22 protein-coding genes are annotated in these 22206 nt (G+C 53.3%); all 22 read right to left on the bottom strand.

All coding sequences use genetic code 11. The annotated features are described in order from the left end of the window. Window positions 1-85 precede the first annotated feature (85 nt). A complete protein-coding gene (gene lysS / locus PCH01S_RS27325) occupies window positions 86-1585 on the bottom strand; it encodes a lysine--tRNA ligase (RefSeq protein WP_042235237.1) in 1500 nt (499 codons plus the stop codon). A gap of 204 nt (window positions 1586-1789) precedes the next feature. Continuing rightward, a complete protein-coding gene (gene greA / locus PCH01S_RS27330) occupies window positions 1790-2266 on the bottom strand; it encodes a transcription elongation factor GreA (RefSeq protein ID WP_042235239.1) in 477 nt (158 codons plus the stop codon). Between the two features lie 147 nt (window positions 2267-2413). Next, window positions 2414-3424 carry a tRNA dihydrouridine synthase DusB gene (dusB, locus tag PCH01S_RS27335; RefSeq protein WP_042235242.1) on the bottom strand — a complete coding sequence of 337 codons (1011 nt, stop codon included), beginning with the start codon at window positions 3422-3424 and terminating at the stop codon, window positions 2414-2416. Window positions 3425-3435: 11 nt separating this feature from the next. Next, window positions 3436-3648 (bottom strand): helix-turn-helix domain-containing protein, encoded by a 213-nt coding sequence (locus PCH01S_RS27340; RefSeq protein ID WP_042235244.1) that lies wholly within the window; start codon window positions 3646-3648, stop codon window positions 3436-3438. After that, a complete protein-coding gene (gene folK, locus PCH01S_RS27345; RefSeq protein ID WP_042235246.1) occupies window positions 3600-4136 on the bottom strand; it encodes a 2-amino-4-hydroxy-6-hydroxymethyldihydropteridine diphosphokinase in 537 nt (178 codons plus the stop codon). Before folK ends, PCH01S_RS27340 begins: the two co-directional genes overlap by 49 nt. Continuing rightward, a complete protein-coding gene (gene folB, locus PCH01S_RS27350; protein ID WP_009671857.1) occupies window positions 4133-4501 on the bottom strand; it encodes a dihydroneopterin aldolase in 369 nt (122 codons plus the stop codon). The genes folK and folB overlap by 4 nt, the downstream gene beginning before the upstream one ends. 89 nt (window positions 4502-4590) lie before the next feature. Beyond that, on the bottom strand, window positions 4591-5421 hold the full coding sequence (gene folP / locus PCH01S_RS27355; protein WP_042235248.1) for a dihydropteroate synthase: 831 nt from the start codon (window positions 5419-5421) through the stop codon (window positions 4591-4593). Between the two features lie 21 nt (window positions 5422-5442). Next, a complete protein-coding gene (gene pabC / locus PCH01S_RS27360; protein WP_042235250.1) occupies window positions 5443-6321 on the bottom strand; it encodes an aminodeoxychorismate lyase in 879 nt (292 codons plus the stop codon). Window position 6322: 1 nt separating this feature from the next. Continuing rightward, window positions 6323-6910, bottom strand: coding sequence for an aminodeoxychorismate/anthranilate synthase component II (gene pabA, locus PCH01S_RS27365; RefSeq protein WP_042235252.1), 588 nt, complete (start codon window positions 6908-6910; stop codon window positions 6323-6325). A gap of 23 nt (window positions 6911-6933) precedes the next feature. Next, window positions 6934-8532: an anthranilate synthase component I family protein gene (locus PCH01S_RS27370; protein WP_042235254.1), complete on the bottom strand. Its 1599-nt coding sequence runs from the start codon at window positions 8530-8532 to the stop codon at window positions 6934-6936. A 239-nt stretch (window positions 8533-8771) separates the two neighbouring features. Further along, window positions 8772-9710: a cysteine synthase A gene (gene cysK, locus PCH01S_RS27375; protein ID WP_042235255.1), complete on the bottom strand. Its 939-nt coding sequence runs from the start codon at window positions 9708-9710 to the stop codon at window positions 8772-8774. A 113-nt stretch (window positions 9711-9823) separates the two neighbouring features. Next, the gene (locus tag PCH01S_RS27380; protein ID WP_042235258.1) at window positions 9824-10774 is read right to left on the bottom strand and encodes a peptidylprolyl isomerase; all 951 of its coding nucleotides are present in this window, start codon (window positions 10772-10774) and stop codon (window positions 9824-9826) included. 18 nt (window positions 10775-10792) lie between these two features. Continuing rightward, window positions 10793-11668 carry an Hsp33 family molecular chaperone HslO gene (gene hslO, locus PCH01S_RS27385; RefSeq protein WP_042235260.1) on the bottom strand — a complete coding sequence of 292 codons (876 nt, stop codon included), beginning with the start codon at window positions 11666-11668 and terminating at the stop codon, window positions 10793-10795. Between the two features lie 23 nt (window positions 11669-11691). Continuing rightward, window positions 11692-12465: a type III pantothenate kinase gene (locus PCH01S_RS27390; protein WP_042235262.1), complete on the bottom strand. Its 774-nt coding sequence runs from the start codon at window positions 12463-12465 to the stop codon at window positions 11692-11694. Beyond that, on the bottom strand, window positions 12462-13331 hold the full coding sequence (gene nadC / locus PCH01S_RS27395) for a carboxylating nicotinate-nucleotide diphosphorylase (RefSeq protein WP_042235264.1): 870 nt from the start codon (window positions 13329-13331) through the stop codon (window positions 12462-12464). The genes PCH01S_RS27390 and nadC overlap by 4 nt, the downstream gene beginning before the upstream one ends. Then, on the bottom strand, window positions 13312-14943 hold the full coding sequence (gene nadB / locus PCH01S_RS27400; RefSeq protein ID WP_042235266.1) for an L-aspartate oxidase: 1632 nt from the start codon (window positions 14941-14943) through the stop codon (window positions 13312-13314). Before nadB ends, nadC begins: the two co-directional genes overlap by 20 nt. Window positions 14944-14983: 40 nt before the next feature. Next, window positions 14984-15922 carry a quinolinate synthase NadA gene (gene nadA / locus PCH01S_RS27405; RefSeq protein ID WP_009671902.1) on the bottom strand — a complete coding sequence of 313 codons (939 nt, stop codon included), beginning with the start codon at window positions 15920-15922 and terminating at the stop codon, window positions 14984-14986. A gap of 213 nt (window positions 15923-16135) precedes the next feature. After that, window positions 16136-18112 carry an ATP-dependent zinc metalloprotease FtsH gene (ftsH, locus tag PCH01S_RS27410; protein ID WP_042235268.1) on the bottom strand — a complete coding sequence of 659 codons (1977 nt, stop codon included), beginning with the start codon at window positions 18110-18112 and terminating at the stop codon, window positions 16136-16138. A gap of 95 nt (window positions 18113-18207) precedes the next feature. Continuing rightward, on the bottom strand, window positions 18208-18747 hold the full coding sequence (gene hpt, locus PCH01S_RS27415; RefSeq protein ID WP_042235271.1) for a hypoxanthine phosphoribosyltransferase: 540 nt from the start codon (window positions 18745-18747) through the stop codon (window positions 18208-18210). A 40-nt stretch (window positions 18748-18787) separates the two neighbouring features. Continuing rightward, entirely contained in the window at window positions 18788-20305 is a 1518-nt protein-coding gene (gene tilS, locus PCH01S_RS27420) for a tRNA lysidine(34) synthetase TilS (protein WP_053228800.1), read from the bottom strand. An 83-nt stretch (window positions 20306-20388) separates the two neighbouring features. Continuing rightward, window positions 20389-21309: a protein kinase domain-containing protein gene (locus tag PCH01S_RS27425; RefSeq protein WP_042235273.1), complete on the bottom strand. Its 921-nt coding sequence runs from the start codon at window positions 21307-21309 to the stop codon at window positions 20389-20391. Next, complete coding sequence (locus PCH01S_RS27430) at window positions 21293-22012, bottom strand: vWA domain-containing protein (RefSeq protein WP_042235275.1); 720 nt, start codon at window positions 22010-22012, stop codon at window positions 21293-21295. Before PCH01S_RS27430 ends, PCH01S_RS27425 begins: the two co-directional genes overlap by 17 nt. Window positions 22013-22206: the final 194 nt, after the last annotated feature.

A 22206-nucleotide genomic window follows, 5' to 3' on the forward strand; every position in this document is an offset into this window, starting at 1 on the left:
CTGACAAACAGAATGCAAGCCCAAATTTTGGACAAGCCCAAAAAAATTAAAAAGGCGCCAAATCGGCGCCTTTTTACGTACAAATCTATTCTCCCTGACGCTGCTCGCGCATATGAGGGAACAACAACACGTCGCGGATAGACGGAGCGTTGGTAAGCAGCATAACCAGACGGTCAATCCCGATACCAAGTCCGCCTGTAGGCGGCATGCCGTATTCAAGCGCACGAATGAAGTCATCATCCATTTCATGGGCCTCGTCGTTGCCGTGTTCACGCTCAAGCAGCTGCGCTTCGAAACGCTGACGCTGGTCGATCGGATCGTTGAGCTCCGTGAAGGCATTAGCGTGTTCACGCGCTACGATAAAGAGCTCGAAACGGTCCGTGAAACGCGGATCTTCCGGATTCTTCTTCGCAAGCGGCGAAATTTCAAGCGGATGCCCATAGATAAACGTAGGCTGAATAAGCGTTTCTTCCACAAACGTTTCGAAGAATTGGTTCACGATGTGGCCGAAAGTCATATGAGGCTCGACCGGAACCTTGTGTTCTTTTGCCAGACGCTGAGCCTCTTCATTGCTCATGTGTACGCTGAAATCAACGCCAACCACTTCTTTAATCGCATCTACCATGGAGATCCGTTTCCAAGAAGGCGCAAGGTTTACTTCATGTCCTTGATACTGAACCGTAGTCGTTCCCAATACCTCCTGTGCGATATGAGCGACCATATTCTCCGTGAGCGCCATAATATCTTTGTAATCCGCATAAGCCTCATACAGCTCAATCATGGTGAATTCGGGGTTATGACGGGTGGAAATCCCTTCGTTACGGTAAACGCGCCCGATTTCGTACACTTTCTCCAAGCCGCCTACAATCAGGCGTTTCAGGTGCAGCTCAATAGCAATACGCATGTAAAGCTGCATATCAAGCGCATTGTGATGCGTTATAAAAGGCCGTGCGGCCGCGCCTCCGGCAATAGCGTGCAGAGTCGGGGTTTCCACTTCCAGATAGCCGAGGCCATCCAGATAACGGCGCATGGATTGAATGATTCTTGAACGCAGAATAAAGGTCTCCTTCACTTCCTGGTTCATGATCAGATCGACATAGCGCTGGCGGTAACGGGTTTCGACATCCTTGAGGCCGTGGTATTTCTCGGGCAGAGGAAGCAGCGATTTAGTCAGCACTTCCAGTTCTTGTACCTTAATGGAGGTTTCCCCGGTCTTCGTTTTGAAAACGGTACCTTTCACACCTACCATATCGCCGATATCCAGCAGATCAAAAGCGCTGTACTTCGTATCGCCAAGAGCATCCTGACGAACGTATATTTGAATTTTGCCCGTAATGTCCTGAAGATGGGCGAAGCTTGCTTTCCCCATAGCACGCTTCTGCATGATACGTCCGGCAATGCTGACTTCAACGGTCTGCTGCTCCAGCTCTTCTTTAGGCGTTTCTTCATAGGCATCCAAAATTTGTTTGGCCGTGTGCGTCCGTACATATTTGTCGCCGAACGGATCTACACCCAGACCGCGCAACTCGTCCAGTTTGTCGCGGCGAATTTGTAACAATTCGTTTAATTCGAGTTCCTGACTCATGCTTTCAACTCCTATATGTTATAGCTCCGGATTGCGAAGCTTTTAGCATGCCCTTCCCGCTCCCGATGATGCTCCCAAGAGGAGAAAAGCAGCGCTTATTATGCGGGCTGCCCGTAATTATACGGTCTATTCTACGCGAAAAAAGCTTCCAAAGGAAGCTTTTCCTGCATTCCCCGCTTCGGATGTTCATCCAATAGCGCGGTTTTATTTTTTGATGTCCATGATTTCGTATTGGATAACGCCGGCTGGAACCGTCACATCGACTTTAGCGCCCTTCTGCTTGCCAAGGATCGCTTTGCCGACAGGACTTTCGTTGGAAATTTTGTTCAGGAAAGGATCGGACTCGGCTGTACCGACAATCGTATACTCGACAAGATCGCCGAATTCGAGATCTTTGAGCGTCACGATAGAGCCCACGCTGACGGTATTGATGTCAACTTCGTCCAGATTGACGATACGGGCGTTACGAAGCATTTTCTCCAGGGTAATGACGCGGCCTTCAATAAAAGCCTGCTCGTTCTTCGCATCCTCGTACTCGGAGTTCTCACTGATATCCCCGTAGCCGATGGCTACTTTAATCCGCTCGGCCACCTCGCGGCGTTTAACCGATTTCAAATGTTCGAGTTCTTCCTCAAGTTTCTTGAGGCCTTCCTGGGTAAGGAGCACTTCTTTTTCACTCATACAAACCTATCTCCCGTCGTGTAAATTCAAGGAAATGCTATACGAATTCACTCATTTATTCAAAAAACTTAACGTAAAGCTGCAACTTATTGCCTGATTATAGGGCAACCAATTACAATTGTCAATGTAACCCAGTGCCCCCTTTACTTAGTGCAAAGCAGGCTGTTCTTCCTGATTATCGGACATATTGTCGAAAGAACTCGCATATTCGTCCAGGATGCGGACCATGCCGTCGCGGGTCGTCTGTTCCATGATGGCGTCCTTCAGGCGGGCGGCGCCTTTCATGCCTTTGAGGTACCACGCCATATGCTTGCGCATTTCCTTGATGGCCACGTTCTCGCCTTTGAGCTTGATCAATCGGTCCATATGAAGGGTCGCGATACGCATTTTCTCTTCGGCTTCCGGCTCCGGGGGCAGTTCGCCTTTGGTCAGATACTGTACAGTGCGATACAGCATCCAAGGGTTGCCCAGCGCGCCGCGGCCGATCATGACGCCGTCTACACCGGTTTCATCGATCATCCGTTTGGCGTCTTCCGGCGTAACGACGTCCCCGTTCCCGATAACCGGAATGGAGACGGCCTGCTTGACGTCGCGGATGATGTTCCAGTCCGCTTTGCCGGTATAGAGCTGTTCCCGCGTACGGCCATGTACGCTAACGGCGGAACCGCCGCCGCGCTCGACCGCCTGGGCGTTCTCGATTGCGTAAATATGCTCGGAGTCCCAGCCTATCCGCATTTTGACCGTAACGGGTTTATTCACGGAGCCCACTACCGTCCGTACCATTTCTTCGATTCTCGAAGGGTCGAGCAGCCAGCGCGCCCCCGCATCGCATTTCGTGATTTTGGGTACGGGGCAGCCCATATTGATATCAATAATATCGGCATTCGTATTGGCGTCGACATATTTAGCGGCTTGCACGAGCGTCTCCGTATCACCGCCGAAAATTTGCAGGCTAAGGGGCTTCTCGCGTTCGTCCACGTAGAGCATCTCCATCGTACGGGAGTTGCCGTGCACAATCGCTTTGTCGCTGACCATCTCAGCGCAGACCAGGCCGCATCCGAATTCTCTGGCGATCAGACGGAAAGCGGGGTTGCATACGCCGGCCATCGGTGCCAGTACAACGTTATTCGGGGCGACGACGTCGCCTATTTTTAACATGTGTTCTCCTCCTATTTGCCGGAGGGCGGAAGAAGCTCCTCCGGTTCAATGCCCAGGGCATTGGATATTTTCTGAATCATCCGGGTGTCCGGTTTACGTGTTCCCCGTTCGACGGAACCGAGAACGGCTATTGAAACGCCAAGCAGTTCGGCGAGTTGGTTCTGGGTGTATCCTTTCAGCTTGCGGAATGCCCGGATTCGCTGGGCCACTGCATTTTTTTCCACAACATAACGCCTTCCTTTCCATCCAGTTTAGCCAACTGTTTCTCTATGGATGCAAACGATGTGTTCGGTATATGTGAAAAAAGATCTGCCAAGGGGACTAACACAAACGCTCGCTCCTGCATACGGGGATGCGGGACAATCAAATCCGGCGTGCGGATCTCCCGCTCCCCGTAAAGCAGCAAATCCAAGTCAATCGTTCGGGGACCGAAGCGAATGTCTCGGACTCTGCCCAGCACTTGCTCGATGTTCTGCATGACTGCAAGCAGCCCTTCCGGAGAAAGGCTCGTATGAACGGCTGCGGCCATGTTTAAAAAGGCATCCTGGTCCACATACCCGACCGGATCCGTCTCATAAATGGACGAACAGGCCAGCACTTGAACGTGCGGGTGTTCGTCCAGCTTCTTAAGCGCTTCGGCCAAATACCGCTCCCGGTCTCCTATGTTGGAACCAAGCGCGATATATGCGGTCGTGATGTCGGCAGGGCTCATGATTGCGCCCGCTTCCGGCTTATCTCAACGGTCACGCCTGCAAAATGAATATCGAAAGGCGGATGTGGTTTGATTACCCGCACCGTCACTTCTTCGATACTAGTATAAGTTTCAAGAAGGGAGGATGCAACCTGCTCCGCCAGAGCCTCGATCAATTTAAAGGTTCTTTTCTCCACGACCTCTTTAATAACGGCATACGCCTCCGCGTAGTTGATGGAATCTTCTATGTTATCGGTACGGCCGGGTTTGTCCAGCGGCATGTGCAGCTCGACATCCACATAAAAACGCTGTCCCAATTTATTTTCTTCGGCAAAAACGCCATGATACCCGTAAAACTCCATACGTGTCAGTATAAGTTTGTCCATTACACATCTTCCTCCTCAAGCCTCAAAATCAGAATAAGCGCAAAACTGCCGGTCCGAAATCCAGAAGACTATCGGGGCAGATTCAGGTTCTACATACTCCCGGGTCCGCGAACGATTGCGTCCGTCATGACGGCTACCCGCTTCATTGCGTGCACATCGTGTACACGGATGATATCGCAGCCCTGCGCAATTCCGAGCGCCGTTGTAGCCGCCGTTCCTTCAATGACGTCATCGGGCGGCAGTCCGAGCGTCGTGCGGATCATACTTTTGCGGGAAGTGCCGAGCAGGACGGGATACCCAAGCTCCGCAATAGCCTCCAGCCGGTTCATCAGCCACAAATTCTGCTCGTAGCTTTTGGCGAAACCGATACCGGGGTCGAGGATGATATTCGTCTTCTTCACTCCCGCGCTCAAAGCGAGATCAATACTTTCCCGGAGATCCTGCAGAACTTCCGGCAGAAAATCCGTATATACGGCCTCCGGGCGGTTATGCATGAGAATAACCGGACAGCCGGCTTGAGCCGCCACGCCGGCTATGTCCGGGTCCGCTTTGAATCCCCATACATCGTTGATGATATGGGCACCCGCTTCGATCGCCTGCCTCGCGACCTCCGCTTTGTAAGTATCCACCGAAATCGGAACCCGAACGTGCCGGACCAGTTCCCGGATAACAGGTACGACTCGTTCCAACTCCTCCCGGAGCGAAACAGGCGCGTGTCCCGGACGGGTCGACTCTCCGCCGATGTCGATCATATCGGCTCCTTCTTCCACCATGCTCAGCGCGTGTTTTACCGCATGCTCCACGGTAGTGTAAGAGCCTCCGTCGGAGAAAGAATCCGGCGTGACGTTCAGAATTCCCATAATGAGAGTCCGGCGTCCGAGTTCAAAGCTTGTCTCTCCTGCTGCAAACGTTCGAATCATTCCAAAAGTCACTTCCTAAGGCTAGAGTAATCTCGTGCATTCCCGATACAACTGAGCCAGGCGGCTCGTAACAGGTCCGGCCATTCCCCGTGAGACGGTTATCGAACCGCCACGCTCATCAAACAGTTCATTTATAGAAACAATTTCCTGTACCGAATTCGTCACAAAAATTTCGTCTGCCTCACACAGCTCGCTCCAGGGAAATAATCCCTCGCTTATTTCCAAGCCTTCCTCTTCTGCAAGCTTAAGGACAAAAGCGCGTGTAATACCGGGAAGAATGCCCGTTGTCAAAGAAGGAGTGAAGCAGACGACTCCTTTGATCCAGAAAATATTGCTGACGATTCCTTCCGCTACATATCCGCCGTTATCCGTAAGAAAAAGTCCTTCCGCCCCATGCGCCCACGGATAGTTCATCATTTCTCTTTTGGCAAGGATATTGTTCATGTAATGGAACGACTTATGCCTGCGTCCGCTTTCGGGCGTATTTCTCCGCAGATTCAGCAGCTGAAGGGGACGTGAGGCAGGCTGATCCGCGTTCCGTGGCGGAAGGCTTTTGACGTAAATAATCTCGCTGGGATTCTCATAAAAAGCGCCGCCCGGCAAACCGAGCATGTCCACTCCGGCCGAGACGGCATACCGGAAATAGGCGTCCTCCAGTCCGTTAGCCCGAAGAAGCTCCTCCACTCTGGCCCTCATTCCGGTTTCGTCCGTATGAAACGGAATGCCCAGCTCCGCACAGCCCTCGCGGATTCGTTCCATATGCTCCTTAAGTAAAAAAGGGTGTCCGTTGTACGTGCGAAACGTCTCGAACAGCCCCATGCCATATAAAAATCCGTGGTCGTAAACGGAGACGACCGCTTCTTTTTCTTCTACCAGATTTCCGTTCATCCAAATCTTCATTTCAAGCCCCGGTTCCCGCCGGTACGGTACGCCCCAGGAAATTGCGGAGCAAAGTCAGGCCGTGGTCCGTAATGATAGACTCCGGATGGAACTGCACACCCTCGATCGGGTACTCTTTATGACGGAGTCCCATGATCTCTCCTTCGTCCGAAGTAGCGCTGATTTCCAGACAATCCGGCAGCGTTTCTTTGCGGACGATCAGGGAGTGGTAGCGCGTTGCCGTGTAGGGAGAAGGAATGTCTTCGAAAATCGTTTTGCCGTCATGATAAATCGGCGAGGTTTTTCCGTGCATCAATTTGCCTGCCCGGACAACGTCTCCGCCAAATGCCTGACCGATGGCCTGGTGACCGAGACAGACGCCGAGAATGGGGATGCGGCCTTTGAAATGTCGAATCACGTCAAGACTGATGCCGGCTTCATTCGGGGTGCAAGGTCCCGGAGAAATCAGAATATGGTCCGGGGAAAACTCCTCAATACCGGACAGATCAATGGCATCGTTGCGTTTCACGACGATGTCCTGTCCCAATTCACCCAGATATTGAACCAGATTGTACGTAAACGAATCGTAATTATCAATGACAAGAATCATGCTTGTCTTCCTCCTCTACTCTTCTACAGGACCTCTGTCCCTGCTCGGCTCATGCTGTGCTCGCTAAACTGAATCGCTTTCCATAACGCTCTCGCTTTGTTCAGGGCCTCTTCGTATTCACGGTCCGGCACGGAGTCGATCACGATTCCCGCACCCGCCTGAATATAACCGCTGCCTCCGACCGCTACGAGCGTTCGTATAAGTATATTAAATTCCATATTGCCGTTGTAGTCAATCCACCCCATCGATCCTGTATAAGGGCCGCGCCGGACCGGCTCCAATTCTTCAATGATCTCCATCGTCCGGATTTTCGGCGCCCCGGTTATCGTCCCTCCCGGGAATGCGGCCGCAATGACGTCGAACGCGTCCAGGCCCTCCCGCAGCTCGCCGGTTACTTCCGAGACGAGGTGCATCACGTGAGAGTACCGCTCGATCACGAAAAACTCATCGACCTTGACGGAGCCGTACCGGGCGATACGTCCAAGGTCGTTGCGCTCCAGATCCACGAGCATCACGTGCTCCGCACGTTCCTTCTCGTTGGAGAGAAGCTCATCCGCAAGCCGGGCATCCTCTTCCGGCGTGCGACCTCTGGGGCGCGTACCCGCGATAGGCCGGGTGCGCAGGTGCCTGCCCTCAAGCTGGACCAGCAGCTCGGGCGATCCCGACACAAGCGCGAAGCCGGGGAACCTCATCAGCCCCATGTAGGGCGACGGGTTCACAATGCGCAGCGCTTCGTAGATCTGTTCGGGCGATGTTTGAAGCGGTCTGCTCTGGCGGACCGACAAATTCACCTGGAAAACATCCCCCTGCCCGATGTAAGCCTGAATCCGCTCGACGGCGCGGATGAAAGATTCCCGCGGAAAGGCCCGGCTGGCACCTTCCGCCGCTTCCGCCTCCAGCGTGGTGTCTTCGCCGGCGCTCACAAGCGCCTGCCACTCCGCTTCGCGCTGGAGCCGCTGGGCGCCGGCCTCGGTGTCCCCGGCCAGCCTGTGCCAGAGCCGGAGCATGCTCTCCGAGCGCTGAACGGCGGCCTGGTAGAGCCGGGAGAGGTCGGAGACGGAATGCTCCGACGGCAGCGGGGTATGCACAGCCGCGTAAAGCCGGCCCTCCTCGCGGTCGAAGACCCAGACCTCGTCGTAGCGGGCGAAGCTGTATTCCGGCAGCGGAAGGTCGTCTTCCGCCAGCTCCGGAAGCTTCTCCATGCTCCGCACGACATCGTAGCTCCAGAATCCTACGCAGCCGCCTGTGAATTTTGGGGCCCCCGCTACATCCGGGGAACGCCAAGGAGCCATCCACCGCTTGACGGTTTCCAGCGGAGCGCCTTGCATAGGAACGGAACGCCAGCCGTCCGGGACGGCTCCGTCCTGTTCCGCGGCTTCCGCCGATGCCGCACTGCCGCATATGGCCGCCACCGGGTGCAGCCCGAGGAAGGTATATCGGCCTCCTCTGCCGCTCTCCAGTACGAATGCGTGTGTGCCCGCCGCTCTCCATGCATGCTCCCAGGTGCTGATATCTTGTGTCCACGGGATACTTGTTATATAAGGAACGGAAGTATAGGCGCCTGCTTCCGCCCATTCCGTCCAGTCAGCCAAGGTAGTTAACGTTATTGTTGTCGCAGACATGCAGCCAGCTCCTCATTCCGCTCTATACTCATGCGGTAAGGTAAGATAGGTTAGTTAATCGAAACGGCATGAATTGTGTTTATTTGACAAATTCCGTAAGCTGCACGCCGCGATTTTCCTGTTCGAAAACCGGGGTTTGCGTCGGATTTGTCCCTTAGTATACTTGAATTGGCTCAAAATAAAAAGCCTCCAGCACGATCTGCTGAAGACTTTCGGAGCGTTCCGTTTCTTATCCGGCTCTATTCGTCGAATTGGTAAAGCGGGGTGCTCAAGTAACGCTCACCGTTGCTCGGAATGACGGCAATAACACGTTTGCCGGGCCCGAGTTCTTTGGCAACTTTAAGGGCAGCGAAGATCGCCGCACCGGAAGAAATACCGCCCAGAATCCCTTCTTGACGAGCAACGCTGCGCGAAGTTTCGAAAGCATCCTCGTTGTCGACCGGGATAATCTGATCGTAGATTTCCGTGTTCAAAATGTCCGGCACAAAACCGGCGCCGATCCCTTGGATCTTATGCGGGCCCGGCTTGCCTCCCGACAGAACCGGCGAAGCGCTTGGCTCTACCGCTACGATTTTGATGCCCGGGAAGTTCTCGCGCAGCACCTCGCCCGTACCGGTGATCGTTCCGCCAGTTCCGATACCGGCGATAAAAGCATCCAGCTTGCCGTCGTGGCCTTTGATGGCTTCGACAATTTCCGGACCTGTCGTTTCACGGTGAATTTTAACGTTGGCCTGGTTTTTAAACTGCTGAGGAATAAAATAGTCAGGGTTCTCCGCTTGAAGCTCTTCCGCTTTGCGGATAGCGCCCTTCATGCCCTCGGCTCCAGGTGTCAGAACAAGCTCGGCACCGTAAGCGCGCAGCAGATTGCGGCGTTCCATACTCATCGTTTCCGGCATAACCAGAATGGCACGGTATCCTTTCGCCGCCGCTACCATGGCCAGACCGATCCCCGTGTTGCCGCTAGTCGGCTCTACGATCGTGTCGCCCGGCTTCAGCTTGCCTTCCTGTTCAGCGGTTTCGATCATGCTGATGGCAATCCGGTCTTTTACACTTGCACCCGGGTTCTGGAACTCGAGCTTTACGTAAATTTCCGCGCTATCTTCCGGAACGATCCGGTTTAATTTTACAAGCGGAGTATTCCCGATTAACTGTGTAATGCTTTGCACCAATTTAGCCATTCGTGTCACCCTCCCAGGTTTGGAAAAAAAGGATTTATATCCGAGTTATTAGGTTGGTATTATAATCCTATATTATCAGTGCCTAAGACCCTTGTCAACACCTTACAATTTCCCTAAGAATTCGGGTTTAATCCCGGGTCGGCAATGGTCGCTTTCCATTTTTGGCGGAGGGACAGCAAATAATCGTTAAGAGGAGGCGCTTCCTGCAGGGCAAGCTGTTTCCGCACACTCTCCCGGATAGCCGCTTCGTCGGGACCGGTATTCATTCTTTTCTCCGTGATTAAAATAAGGGCATATCCCCCCGCGGTCTTGACGGGTGCGCTCAATTGACCGACCCCTAATTTACGGGCCGCCTTCATGATTTCCGCCGGCTGGAACGGATCGTCCTCCTCCATCCAGCCCAGATCTCCCCCCTGGCTCCCGGAATCGTCCAAAGAACGGTCCCTTGCCAGAGTTGTGAAGCTCTCCCCGCCCCGGTAGGCGGCCGTCGCCTTTTTAGCCTGATCCAGAGTGGACACGACCATTTTGTGAAGGTGAATTTGAGAGGTCTGCTTGAACTCTTCCGGATGCCCCTGTATGTATTTCGTAATCCGGTCGTCTGCTATCTCAACGTCATGCGTCGCAAGCTTTTCGAGCAAAAGTTTATAGAGCACGTCTTCTTTGACATCCTCTTTGCTCATTCCGAGCTGTTCTTTCATCGAGTCGTAAAAGTTTTGTTCGTTTTCGTACCCCTGCTGCATCCGCTTCAGCTCGCGGCTGATTTCCGCTTCGCCGATGTCCACTCCCTGTTCCTTGGCTTCCAGCCGGAGTGTCTCGCGGTCCAGCATTTGATTGAGCATTTCGGCACCGTAGTGTTTGGTCAACATTTCCGTCAATTCGCCTTGTGTAATTTCACGACCCGTGATCCGGGCCACAATGTGACCGTCGGCAGGAGTATCCCCGGAACGTCCACCTGCCTCCGGCTTCTTCCCTAATCCCGTATCCGACAAATAGAGCGACAAGAGAACAATGACTCCTATCGACAAAGCGAGGATAGCTCCCCACAACACTTTTACATTGTGCATGCTCTCTCCCTCGATTTGTTACTTGTTGATGGAATCCAACATAGTCTGCAGCTCTTCACGTTCAAACTGGTAAGCCTCGTTACAGAAATGGCAGACGACTTCCGCGCGTCCGTCTTCATCGATTAAGGATTGCAGTTCATCCCGGCCCAGGCTGATAATGGTCTGCTCCACTCTTTCACGGGAACATTTGCATTGGAAAGATACGGCCGACCGTTCCATAATCTCCACAGACGGCAGAACTTCTTTCAGCACCTCTTCAAGCGACGCGCCGCGATCCAGCAAGGTTGTAATCGGCGGGATCTGTGCCAGCGTCTTTTCGATTTCGGTGATTTCATCGTCCGTCAGGCCCGGCAGAAGCTGAATAATGAACCCCCCGGAGACTTTGACCGTCCGGTCAACGTCCACAAGTACACCAAGAGCTACAGCCGAAGGCGTCTGTTCGGATTTGGCGAAATAGTAGGTAAAGTCTTCGGCCAGTTCACCGGAAACGATCGGGATGCTGCCGCGGTAATTTTCTTTAAGCCCGAGATCTTTCGTTACATATAAAAAACCGTCCGTTCCGACCGCGCCCGCCACATCCAATTTACCTTTGGCGTTCAATGGCAGATCTACATTCGGATCGTCTACATATCCGCGCACCTCGCCCTTGGAATTCGCGTCAACGACGATAGAACCGATAGGTCCGCCGCCCTTAACCTGCAGGGTCAGCTTCTCTTCGCCCTTCAGCATAGCACCCATCATAAGACCGGCTGCTGCCGTTCTTCCCAGGGCGGCCGTGGCTGTCGGCGTTGTCTGGTGCCGTTGGCGGAGTTCTTCCGTAATGGAGGTCGTCAGGACGGCAAACGCCCGGACTCTTCCTTCCAGCGCAGTTCCCCGGATTAAATAATCACTCATCACGTTACCCCGTTTCTTGTAAGCTATTCCTGCTTCGCATTTTTGGCATAAATGAAGCGCAGGCCCTCCAACGTCAGCATCGGATCGACGACATCGATCGTACGGGATTCACTTGCGATCAGCTCGGCATGTCCTCCGGTCGCGATAACCTTAGGGGCGATGCCGAATTCCTGTTTGACCCGGTCCACGATGCCGTCTACCTGGCCGACATAGCCGAAAATGATTCCGGCCTGCATGGCCGATATCGTATTACGTCCTACAACGCTTTTGGGCTTGATCAGTTCGATACGCGGCAATTTGGCCGCCCGCTGATACAAAGCCTCGGTTGAAATTCCAATGCCGGGTGCAATCGCGCAGCCGATAAGCTGCCCGGCCTTGTCTATATAATCGTACGTGGTCGCCGTACCGAAATCAACAATGATGCACGGAGAGCCATACAGCTCGAGCGCAGCCACGGCATTGACGATCCGGTCCGCCCCCACTTCCTTCGGATTATCGACCCGGATGTTGAGTCCCGTTTTGATGCCGGGACCGACAATAAGCGGCGTTCTCTTCACATATTTTAAACAAAGGTGTTCCAGCGCAAACATCAGAGGCGGTACGACGGATGAAATAATGACCCCTTCAATCTGCTGGATATCAATGCCGGCATATTGAAAGAGGTTATGAAACATCATCCCGTACTCGTCCACGGTCGCCGAGCGATTCGTTCCGAGCCGCCAGTGATGAAGCAATTCGGTGCCCTGATAAATGCCCAGGACTATATTGGTGTTGCCAACGTCTACGACTAAAATCACAAGGAAACTCCTTTCTGCTCGTTAAGATCCAGACTGATATCAAGCGCAGACACGGAGTAGGTCAGTCTTCCGACGGAAATCACATGTACCCCTGTTTCCGCCAGCGACTTGATCGTTTCCAGGGTAACGGAACCGGAACCCTCTATCAGCACATGCGGAGCCTGGCTTTTAACGATGGAAACGGCTTTGGCCATGTCGGCCGCTTTCATATTGTCCAGCATAATAATATCCGCGCCAACGGCAATGGCTTCATCCAGTTGCTCGAAGTTCTCCACTTCTACTTCAATTTTCATCGTATGAGGGATTCTCGAACGAGCCGCACGGACTGCCGCCGTAATGCTGCCTGCGCCTTTGATATGATTATCTTTGATCATGACGGCATCGTACAGGCCGTAGCGGTGATTGAAACCACCGCCGACTCGTACGGCGTATTTCTCAAGCATCCGGTGCCCGGGTGTCGTTTTCCGTGTATCGACGAGCCGGGTAGGAAGACCCTCCAGCGCGTTCACATATTGGCGCGTACGCGTGGCGATACCGGACATCCGTTGAAGAAGATTGAGAGCAAGCCGTTCTCCCTTCAGGATGCTCCGAGTGTTTCCTGTGACGATAGCTATTACCGTCCCTTTGGAAACAAATTCCCCTTCTTTTACCTGCGGCGAAAATACCAAGTTCTCGTCCACTTCCGTGAATACTTCCTGCGCTACGCGCAGCCCCGCCACAATTCCGGATTCTTTCAGATGAATGATCCCTTTGCTCTGCTGGTCCGCGGGGATGGTGTACATCGTGGTCACATCACCCGTTCCGATATCCTCGTCGAGCCATAACTTGATGTTTTGCCGTATTTGTTTAAAGTTTAATTCCATCATTAAGTATCCACTCCTCCGTCAGACCACATTCACGGTTTAATACGGTATGTTTAAGCCACTGCTCGTCTCTGCGCTGCGGAAAATCTTCCCGGTAATGCCCGCCGCGGCTTTCTTCACGGCGAAGTGCGGCTTCGGCTGTCAGCAGCGCACAGGTCAGCAAATTAGCGAACTCGTAATCTTCCCTGCGGGTAAGGCATGAGTCGAAGGACGGCAGATGCCGTTTAAGTTCGTCGAGTCCCCGCTGAAGCCCGGCCGCATCTCGGCGGACTCCCGCATAACGAACCATAACCTTCTGCAGCTTCAATTTTTTCTCTACCATTGCCTGTTTCGGCAGCTCCGTACGGGCGGAGGTTCCCTCCCCTGCCTGGGGCACCCCGTTCGGAAGCGGAGCGAGTGTCCGGATACGATCTATAATCCGGCGCCCGAACACAATCGCTTCGGATAACGAATTGCTCGCGAGCCGGTTGGCTCCGTGTACACCCGTTGAGGACACTTCCCCGCAGGCGAACAGCCTCTTAATGTTGGTTTCCCCATGCAAGTCGGTCTTTACCCCTCCCATCATATAATGGGCGGCAGGGGCGACGGGAATCCAGTCGCTTGTCAAGTCCAGACCGAATGACAGACAAGTTTCATAGATGGTAGGGAACCGGTGCCGGATCATCTGTTCCGGCTCATGGGTTATATCCAGGTAGATGAAACTTGAACCCGTTTCTTCGATTTCGCTGACGATCGCGCGGGCTACTACATCCCGGGGAGCAAGCTCGAGCTGCGGATGATATTTCTCCATAAACCGCTCCCCTTTGATGTTGCGCAAATAAGCGCCCTCACCGCGGACCGCCTCCGAAATTAGAAAACGCGGTGCTCCCGGGTAAACAAGCACGGTCGGATGAAACTGGATAAACTCCATATCACGTATATCCGCGCCGGCACGGTAAGCGATCGCCACCCCGTCTCCGGTCGCAACGTCCGGATTAGTCGTATAGCGGAACAACTGACCCGCACCGCCTGTACAAAGCACGGTCGCGTTGCCTTGGACATATACACGCTGGCCATCGGGCTTTTGAACTAGGGCACCACAGCATTCCCCATCAACCGTAATCAGATCAATCACAATATGATCATCCCAAATTTCAATGGACGGGTTGTTCTTGGTATTTTCGGAAAGCGCCCTAACAATCTCAGCGCCGGTCGCATCCCCATTCGCATGAAGAATTCTTCGCTGGCTGTGAGCGCCTTCTTTGGTCAAGGCGATTTCCCCGTTTTCCAAATCAAACTGCGTCCCCATCCGGATCAGGTCCTGCACGCCCTGCGGTCCTTCATGAACCAGTACGTCCACAGCATCTCGCGAGCACAAGCCCGCGCCGGCGACAAGCGTATCCTGCAGATGATACTCAGGCGAATCTTCATCGGAAATTACCGCGGCAATTCCACCTTGGGCATACCGGGTGTTGCTGTCCAGAAGCGATTTCTTTGTAATCAATAGCACGCGCTGAGAAGCGCTGGCCTGCAGCGCCGTGAATAAACCGGCAATTCCTGCACCGATAATGATTACGTCGGTTTTATAGTGCGGAATGGCGGTCAAATCCGTATCCGTTAAGTATCTAGGTATCATGGAAGTTCACCCGTGCCTTCAACAAAGAGAGTAGCGCATGCTACTTAACTTGTAACATGCGCTCTAAGGAAAGCTTTGCTTTTTCAGCCACTTCCGGTGCTACATAAATTTCAGGCTGCATGGTTTCCAGACACCGGACGACTTTTTTCAAGTTGTTTACTTTCATATTCGGGCACACCAGATATTTCGTGGCAAAATGAAAGGTTTTATTAGGGCTGTCCAAACGAAGCTGATAGCCTGTTCCGTCTTCCGTTCCGACGATAAACTCCTGGCAATCGGATTCACGGCAGTATTTGATGATGGCCGTCGTGCTGCCTACAAAATCTCCGAGCTTTACAACCTCAGGACGACATTCCGGGTGAACCACGAATTGAGCGTTGGGATGAGCCGCCTTCATTTCCTCGACATCTTTGACGGTTAGCATATCGTGGGTGTTGCAGTAGCCTTCCCAGATGATCATTTTTTTGTTTGTGAATTTTGATACATAGTCGCCTAAATTTTTATCCGGTACCCAGATAATCTCCTCGGCATCGATCGATTCGATGACTTTTCTTGCATTCGCGGAGGTGCAGCAGATATCCGTTTCGGACTTCACTTCCGCTGACGTGTTGATGTAGGCGACAACCTTCGCATTGGGGTGCTCTTTCTTCAAAGCCCGCAACCCTTCCACGTTCACCATGTCGGCCATTGGGCAGCCGGCCCGTTCGTCGGGAATAATCACCGTCTTGGTAGGAGCGAGAATTTTAGCGCTTTCCCCCATAAAGTGTACTCCGCAAAAAACGATAACATCTGCATCGGTTTCAGCGGCTTTCTGAGCCAGAAGAAATGAATCCCCGCGGAAATCGGCGACTTCCTGAATCTCGTCACGCTGGTAGTAATGAGCGAGAATAATGGCATTGCGTTCTTTCTTAAGCTCTAAAATTCGCTCTTTCAGCAGTCTGTTCTGCTCGGCTTTTCTTTCGAGAGCCAATGCCTCCATGAATGCATCCTCCTTATATGAAGCGGCACGCCCTATGTTCAATAGCTATGGCGATCGCCTTCTCACCCTTGTGAACTCTTTGTAAAAGGCAATTCAAGTATCACAACTAAATTTACACAACATGCTTAAACGTGTCAATCCGCAAATCCGGCCGCTAAAATGAAAAAACCGGACGTCCGCGGGGACATCCGGTTGTATGCTCGGTTCTTTCGGTTATGCCTGGTTGTTGCCTTCATCATCCGGTTTATCCGGATTCAGTTTGGTCCGTTCAGGCGTTTCGGTTTTCAGTTCGATTTCAGGTGCAGGTTCCGGCTTAACGCTGTCATCTTGTCCCTGGATCGTCACTTTTATATCCTCATTGCCCGAAATGTGACCTTTCTCAAGAAGCTCCACGATCTGTTCCTTATCGAGCGTTTCTCTTTCGAGAAGCGTTTGAGCGACAAGGTGAACTTTGTCCTTATGAGTATTCAGGATCTGCTTCGCCCGGTCGTAGCACTCCCGGATGATGAGCTGCATTTCCTGATCGATTTCATAAGCGATCGCATCGCTGTAGTTCTGCTCATGACCGATATCGCGGCCCAGGAATACTTGGCCTTGGCTGCTGCCGAACTGCATCGGGCCGAGCTTGTCGCTCATACCGAATTCCATGACCATCTTGCGAACGATTCCGGTCGCTTTCTGGAAGTCGCTGTATGCTCCTGTCGCGATCTCGCCGATGAAGATTTCTTCGGCAACACGACCGCCAAGAAGTCCGGTGACCTTATCGAGCAGCTCGTTCTTGGTCTGCATCATCCGGTCTTCGCCTTCTTTAGGAAGCATCATCACGTAGCCGCCTGCACGGCCGCGGGGAACGATCGTTACCTTATGAACCATGTCCGCATTCTCGGCATAGTAACCGATGATGGCGTGACCGGATTCATGGTAAGCTACCGTACGCTTCTCGCGCTCGCTGATTACGCGGCTTTTCTTCTGCGTACCTACGATAACACGGTCGAAAGCTTCTTCGATCTCGGCCATCGAGATATCTTTGCGGTTGCGGCGCGCTGCGATTAGCGCCGCTTCGTTAAGCAGGTTCTCCAAGTCGGCACCCGTAAAACCGGTGGTGTAACGCGCGATGGAGTCCAATCTTACGTCCTTGGCCAGCGGCTTATTGCGCGCGTGAACCTTGAGAACCGCTTCGCGGCCTTTCACATCCGGACGGTCAACCGTAATCTGACGGTCGAAACGTCCCGGACGAAGAAGCGCCGGGTCCAGAATGTCCGGACGGTTGGTAGCCGCGACGATAATGATTCCCTCATTCGCTCCGAAACCGTCCATCTCGACGAGCAATTGGTTGAGCGTCTGCTCGCGCTCGTCGTGTCCGCCTCCGAGGCCTGCGCCCCGCTGACGGCCGACGGCATCGATCTCGTCGATAAAGATAATACAAGGCGCGTTCTTCTTCGCATTCTCGAAGAGATCCCGTACACGGGAAGCACCGACACCGACGAACATTTCCACGAAGTCGGAACCGGAGATGGAGAAGAACGGAACTCCGGCTTCACCCGCAACTGCACGGGCAAGCAGGGTTTTACCGGTTCCCGGCGGACCGTTGAGAAGCACGCCTTTTGGAATGCGGGCTCCTACTGCAGAGAATTTACGCGGATCTTTAAGGAATTCGACGACTTCGATTAATTCCTGTTTCTCTTCATCCGCGCCGGCAACGTCTTCGAACGTGACGCGCTTTTTCTCTTCATTATATAAGCGTGCGCGGCTCTTGCCGAAATTCATGACTTTGCCGCCGCCGCCCTGAGCCTGGTTCATCAGGAAGAAGAACAGGACGAAGATGATCACAAACGGAATGATGGACGTCAGGAATGAAATCCAAACGCTGTCGCCTTCCATTTTCAGATACTCTTCTTGAACCCCCGCTGTTTCGATCAGCTCTACTACACGTGAATCAAAGGGACCACGGGTAACGAATGCAGATTTATCCGCCGCCTTAGGATTCTTGTATTGCCCGTTGATCAGGTACGTGCCCCCGTCGACTTTAATTTGAAGCTTCTCGACGTTCTTGGACGTTAATTCCTGCCGGAACTGGTTGTAGGTAATCGCTTCTTTTTGATCGTTCTGCGTACTAATGAAATGCACAATACCGACTGTTACCAGGAAAATCAATAAATAAAAACCGGTATTCCGGATAAAGCGATTCATCCGCTACCTCCTCTCAAACGACACACTTTTTATATTTTACCACAGCATGTCTTAGCATCACAACAAAGCCGGCCGTGGGACATACCCGGGTGTTCTTAAGAAGAATAAATCTCTGGTTTCAGAACACCGATGTAAGGAAGATTGCGGTATTTCTCGGCATAATCGAGCCCGTAGCCTACGATAAACGCATCCGGAATTTCAAAACCGGCATAATCGGGCTGCAGATCGACGGACCGTCTGGCAGGTTTGTTGAACAGAGTAACCACAGACACGGACTGGGCACTTCTTCTCTCAAGCACGTCAATGAGGTAGCTCAGGGTCAAACCGCTGTCGATAATATCTTCGACGATCAGCACGTGACGTCCTTCTACGGATACGTCCAAATCTTTAATGATTTTGACGACGCCCGACGACTTGGTCGATTGTCCGTAGCTGGATACCGCCATAAAATCAAGCTCAAGCGGAATCGTAACCTGCTTCACGAGGTCCGCCATGAAAATAAAAGCCCCTTTAAGCACACAAATCACAAGCGGATTGCGGCCTTCGAAGTCTTTGGATATCTGGGTTCCAAGCTCCTGTACCTTAGCTTGAATTTGTTCCTCCGAGTAAAAAACTTCTTGAATGTCGTTAAACAAGGATGCTCCCCCTACTTAATAATATGAAAACTGTGAAAAATCATTCTCCAAGGCCGTTTCCCTCAGTCACCGGGGGCTCAATCCGGATGTGCAGCCAACGTACGGTTCCCGGTCCGACAAGCGCATGGCGGGAACGACGAACGCCCGGTATCCACAGAACCCTTCCTTCTGCATCCATAAGCAGCGGAAGCCGGTCTCTGCGGCTGGGCGGTATTTTGGCATCCATGAGAATATCTTTTACTTTTTTGGTGCCGTTTAAACCAAACACGTCCAAACGGTCCCCGGCTTGCCGGTTTCTCACCGACAACGGCATCCGAAGGGCATCAAGGTCAAACCAAGCTTCGTCGGGGCAGGTTACCGGAATATCGGCGACGCCGATTCCATCCCGCTCCGCGGCCGTAAAACCAAAGGTCATTCCGGCTTCCGGAATAGGCAGAAACGGCTGCTGCAAGTCCACTTGATGCAAAAAAGCCGCATCCCCCGACCTGGCTGATGTCTCGGATCGAAAGCAGATACGTTCGTACTCACGAATCAAGGCAATACGTCCGTCGATTGGCCATGTGAGATTGGAGGGACTATCCTGTACAATTGCCGTACGAATCGCCTCTAATCTTGCATAATCGACGTTTTCCTCTTGAAAAGCGAGATAATTTAATATTAGTTTAATCACACGCCTTTGTAAAGCGACGTGCAAGTGAACAAAATCACCCCGATCCAAGCTCACTGCACCCGCCTCGGCCTTGACGACGGAAGCATACACGCGGTCAGCTTCGTGTTCCATATAATCGTTCTCGGCCGTCATGATTTCACCCAGCCGGTTCAAGGACTCCGGAAGCTGATCGTTATATTGGCGCAAATAGGGCATCGCATCCAGCCGTATCCGGTTCCGGAAATACTTCCGCGAATCGTTGCTGCTGTCCCGGCAGTAAGCGAGCCCCAGGAATTCACAATAACTAATTACCTCTTTCTTGTATATACGAAGCATAGGCCGGACGAGTTCCACTTTTTTTTCGGCTCGCCGCTCGGGTATTCCCGTTAATCCTCCGGGCCCGGTGCCCCGTAAAATCCGCATCAGAATCGTCTCGGCCTGATCGTCCGCGTGATGGGCGAGCGCGATTTTACTTGCGCCGTACTTGCGAGCCGTCTCATAAAGGAACTCGTACCGTTTCTGCCGCGCCGCGACCTGAGAGTTCAAGGCAGTTTCTTCTATATAAGCGGGCACATCGATAAAAGCCGATTCGCAGGGCAATCCGAGACGCTCCGCAAAGGAAGCGACGAATGCCGCTTCACGGTCGGACTCTTCCCCTCTGAACCGGTGATTGACATGCGCTGCGATGAGCCGCCAATTCCTTGAACCCGCCAGCCCGTACAGCAAATGAAGAAGCGCAACCGAATCCGGTCCTCCCGACACGGCTACAACGACGGTATCGCCCGGTTCCAGCAGCTTCTCTTCGGCGATACGGCTCTCAACGGCCGCGCGGACCCGGAATCCCGGGTCCAATCCTTTGCTGCCGGGCTCACTGTGGTTAGCCTCTTTGGGCTGCCGCTTCCCTTCCATGATTGTTTCCCCGCTTTCCGTCCGCTGCTGCAGCCCCTGTTAATCGGCCCTTGTAACGAAAGGGCCGAAGTCTTGACCTTTTTTCAGTCCAGATAAAAGTAAACGATCGTTCCCAGCAAAACAATCAAGGATATCGTCAAAAACAGAACAATCCCGGGGGCATCCTTTCGTTCGGTCGGGACTTTGATACCGCGCGCCTTCTTGGCTTGTTCCCTCCATACGGCAAGCGCTTCTTCGGAAGAAGCAAACCGGTTATTCAGAGCCCTCAGCAAAAAAGGAGCCAAGCCTTTCATCCGCTCGCTGCTTTTGACGATATCCTCAAGCATGGAGATATTCCGGTTCTGAGGAAGTTCCTGCAGGGCGGGGCGGAACGCGTCGCGTTCATCCAGTGTTTTGATGATCAGAACGGCGAACGAAAACAAATCGTAGCTCTCCTCCGCAACCCGTTCACCCGCACACCAGTAGCCGCGGTCAAAAATCTCCGTAAACTGCTTAACCGCACGTCCCTTGGCCGTCATGCCGCCGAAATCTATCAGCTCCACGCTTCCATGTTCCCTAAGAACGAGATTGTCGGATTTCAGATCTCCGTAGATAAACCCGCTGCGGTGCAGCTCCGTAAGCTTTTTAAGCAGATTCGATCCGATCACGTAAATCCAGTCCTTGCCGTAGGTCCGTATGTATTTCGATAAAGAAAGGCCCTGTATGTAAGGCATGATAAAAAACGACAAGCGGCGTCCCTCGAATTCCGCATCGTCGGCATCCAGCAGAAATCTGCTGAACGACGTGTCCGTCTTGGAAAGGGACTGCAGGGCGTTTACTTCGAACTGATGGTCGAGAGGGTCGTATCCGATCTTCATCGCATACCGGCGCTCGCCTCTGCGTACAAGCAGCACTTGACCGTTCGCTCCCGAACCCAGCCCGCGCACAACCGTATAAGTTCTGCCGTTCCAGATCCCCTTGAGGGTCGTACCGAGCGGCAGGGCGGGCTCATACGACGTAGTCACGCAGCATCCCGTCCTCATCGTCTGAATAGATAGGTTTACCCGATACGTACGCCGCCACTTTCAGCATGGCAGGTCCGGTAGGGGTGGTGCCCTTCATGTTTAATTTATAGAACATCTTATCCAGATTTGCAAGATTTGACGTCCAGCCCGAATCCATTTCCACATCAGGATCACCGTCATACCGTCCCGGAAAATGAAAAACCGCCAGCTCACTTGTCCCGCTTCGCGCCTTGAGACTCAGCAGCAGATCGGAGATGGCCTCGCGCACCGCCGCCATCTTCGGCTTCATGCTGGCGCTGGCATCCACCAGCAGCGCGACGCGGAGAGAACCGCTCTCCGCAAGCTCGTCGATGACGCGCACGACCTCGGAGCGCTGCGCAGGAGGCAGCTCGGTCATATCGCCGCTGCCGAGTATGCTCTGCAGCTCCCGGCTGACCGCCTGCTGGACCGTCTGCGTCACGGTCTTGCGCGTCATCATCTGCACGGTCTGCGACAGCTGCTGCGAGGTTGCGATCCGGCTCATGCCCCCGCCGGCTTTCGCAATCTCGCGAATTTCCTCGGCGCCGAGCAGGCCGAGCTCACCCTGGTCAACGACACCGATCACGTTGACGGTAATGCCTTCCGCGCGGGCTTCCGCCGCGGCGGCCGCCGGGCTGATTCCGACGTTCGAACAGCCGTCGGTGATTAGTAGGATCTGTTTCATCTCTTCCGCCTCCAACCTATGAATGTTCTTACTAGTTTCGCCAAGTCTGCGAGATTCTAATCATAGGGGCGGAAGAAATCAGTCGCCGGTCAGCCGGCCGGGCCGGAGGGGGCTGCCTGGCGGGCTTAGCGCGGAACTTTTTTCAAAAAAAAGCAGCGGGGCACCCGCTAGGATACTCCGCTGCACGGCTGCAT

The sequence above is a fragment of the Paenibacillus chitinolyticus NBRC 15660 genome, from assembly GCF_000739915.1.
GTDB classification, from domain to species: Bacteria; Bacillota; Bacilli; order Paenibacillales; family NBRC-103111; genus Paenibacillus_F; species Paenibacillus_F chitinolyticus.